The sequence below is a fragment of the Mesorhizobium sp. M7A.F.Ca.CA.001.08.2.1 genome, from assembly GCF_003998455.1.
GTDB classification, from domain to species: domain Bacteria; phylum Pseudomonadota; class Alphaproteobacteria; order Rhizobiales; family Rhizobiaceae; genus Mesorhizobium; species Mesorhizobium ciceri.
The window spans coordinates 1-2,607 of sequence record NZ_RZPW01000828.1 but is presented as its reverse complement, the minus strand read 5'-3'; the positions used below and the strand labels follow the sequence as shown (position 1 = coordinate 2,607).

The 2,607-nt window shown below is 62.7% G+C and carries 3 protein-coding genes; 1 reads left to right on the top strand and 2 read right to left on the bottom strand.

All coding sequences use genetic code 11. From position 1 onward, the window contains the following. Nucleotides 1–541 (top strand): DMT family transporter (locus EN914_RS31625; protein WP_164779052.1); only part of this gene is annotated, 541 nt, incomplete at its 5' end. A 46-nt stretch (nt 542–587) separates the two neighbouring features. Here the strand turns inward: EN914_RS31625 and EN914_RS31620 are convergent. Together EN914_RS31620 and EN914_RS31615 are read right to left on the bottom strand one after the other, a co-directional pair. Further along, complete coding sequence (locus EN914_RS31620; protein WP_013532276.1) at nt 588–989, bottom strand: hypothetical protein; 402 nt, start codon at nt 987–989, stop codon at nt 588–590. A 42-nt stretch (nt 990–1,031) separates the two neighbouring features. Then, the gene (locus EN914_RS31615; RefSeq protein ID WP_024504698.1) at nt 1,032–2,237 is read right to left on the bottom strand and encodes an AI-2E family transporter; all 1,206 of its coding nucleotides are present in this window, start codon (nt 2,235–2,237) and stop codon (nt 1,032–1,034) included. Nucleotides 2,238–2,607 lie beyond the last annotated feature (370 nt).

Below are 2,607 nucleotides of genomic sequence, written 5' to 3'. Positions count from 1 at the left end.
CGAGAGGCCGCGGCTGGTGACCATCGCGGCGATGGCGATCATGATCCTCGGCGTGCTGGTCATCGTCGGCGGCTCGGTCGGCACCGGCAAGCTGTTCGGCGATTTCATGGCGCTGTGCTCGGCCTTCTTCATCGCGGTGGCCATCACCATCTCGCGCGCCAGCGGCAAGGACATGGGATTCACCTCGCTCGTCGGCGTCCTTCTGCCGCTCGCGCTGGCGGTCTTCATGGTGTCAGGCGAAGGCTTTCATGTGAACGCGCCATGGTGGATCGTCTTCAACGGCGCCATCATCATGCCGATCTCGTTCTTCTGCCTTGCCGCCGGGCCGAAATACATTTCAGGACCGGAAGTGGCGATGTTCTACCTGCTCGAAACGGTGCTGGCGCCGGTCTGGGTGTGGATGATCTTTGCCGAGGCACCGACCCGCAACAGCCTGATCGGCGGCGGGATCCTGATCGTCACGCTGACTGCGCATTCGCTGTGGCAACTGCATGAGGGCCGCAAGCGCCGAGCGACGCTCGCCGTCGCTCACCCGGCCTAGAGAGTGGACGGCAGTCGTTCCAGACCTGCAGCGCACGCAAGCGCAATCAACGCGTTGCCGTATCTGAAAAAGGCTCTGCGATTATCTGGTATTCGTCCTCGTAAACAACATATCCCAGACGGGAACTCTTCATGACCTCGACATGATGCCCATGCCGCCCAAGGAGCGCCGCGAGGTCATAAGCCCTTGCCAAATGGTCCGTTGCCGTTGGCTTGAACCAGCTTAATCCTTGGGTCGTCTGTTTCCGGTAAAAACCTTTCGATCTTGAGAGGTTGAAACGTGGCGGTACCGCAAGGTTCTGTCGAAACCAGGCGAGACTATCTTCCAGCCGATCTAACGTGTGTTGATCGATATCAGGTTGGCCTCGCAATTCGTAGGCAGCGCCAAAAAAACCTTCGCGCGCCTGCATTCCCTCAATAATTCTTGGCAGAACAAATCGCAAAAACATGCGTAGACCGACGTCAGGTGAGTCGCGCTTGGATCCCGAAGATCATGCCCGGGCCTTTTTCTCGGCGACAATTTCGATCTGCGGCGGGCTGCCTTCGATCTCGGCGACGCCATCGGGAACGACGTCTTCCGCCATTTCCACCTCGCGCAGCCATTCGCGCCAGATAGCCACCAGCAGGGCCATCAGCACCGGGCCGATGAACAGGCCGAGAAACCCCATGGTCTTGACGCCGCCGATCAGACCGAAAAAAGTCGGCAGGAAGGGCAGTTTTATCGGGCCACCGACGAGCTTGGGGCGCAATGTCTTGTCGACGATGAACAGTTCGACCGCCCCCCAGAGGAACAGCGCCAGCCCGGCCATCGGCGAGCCGCTGGCGGCGAGGTAGATCGAGACCAGCGTGAACGACAGCGGTGCACCGCCCGGGATGAGCGCCATGACGCCGGTCAGGGCGCCGAGTGTGACCGGCGACGGCACGCCGGCCAGCCAGTAGGCGATGCCCAGCACCAGGCCCTCGCCGATGGCGATGACGGTCATGCCGGTCACCGTCGACGAGATCGTCGCCGGCACGACGCGCGAGATCCGCTCCCATCTGGCCGGCAGGATGCGCTCGCCGAGACGGTCGACCTGGCCGGCAAAGTGCTCGCCGTCGCGATAGGCGAAGAACAGCGCGATCATCATGAACAGCAGCGTCAACAGCAGGCCGAAAGCACTGCCGCCTGCGGCCAGCACGCCACGATAGATGCTGCCGATATTAGCGCCGCTGACCAGCTGGATCAGCTCACCAATGCCGCCGGGATGGCCGAAATTGGTGGTCCACTGTTCGTTCAGCCACTCGCCCACGACAGGCATGGTGGCGATCCAGTGTGGCGTCACCGCGCCGTGGCGGTTGGTCTCGATCGCCCAGGCGACCCATTCGCGGACCTCGTTGATCGCATAGGTGCCGGCGAGCGCGATCGGGATCACCAGGAAGGCGAGGATGAACAGGATGGCGAAGGTCGCGGCGATGGTGCGGTTGCCGCCGACCGCGACAAGCAGGCGGCGGTAGAGCGGCCAGCTGGCGAAAGCGATGACGAGCGCCGCCAGCACCGGAAACAGGAAGCCGTGGAAGAAATAGACGCCGGCGGCAACGATCAGCACCAGCAGCCAGCGTGCCGCCGACAGCGGCGGGATGACGGCTGCCCTGAGCGGCGTCGACAGGCCGAAGAGGCGCTGCTGCCGTTCCGGTTTCTGGATTCTTGCTTCCTTCAAACGCCTGGCTCTCCCAAACACCCCTCCTGTCTATGCACTGATATAGTGCAGCAATCGTGACGATAGTCCAAATGAGATGGTGAAGCTGCCAATCTCCCCCCTCGTGGGGGAGGCCCGGCAGGACAGAGGGGGGTGTGAAGGATCGCGGCCTTGGATTTGGACCGTGGGCCGCAAACCAATCGAGTATCTGTGAACTCGACCGTCGGCGGGACAGCGCCCCCCTCTCCCCGGGCATCTCCCCCACGAGGGGGGATCGGCAGCTTCACTCGCTACCCAAATTTCCCCGTCCTCGGGAATCCCTTCGGCACCATGCGTCCGGCCGAGGCACGGGCGCCGATCCATTCAGCCAGTTCCTCGCGCGACCTTGTGA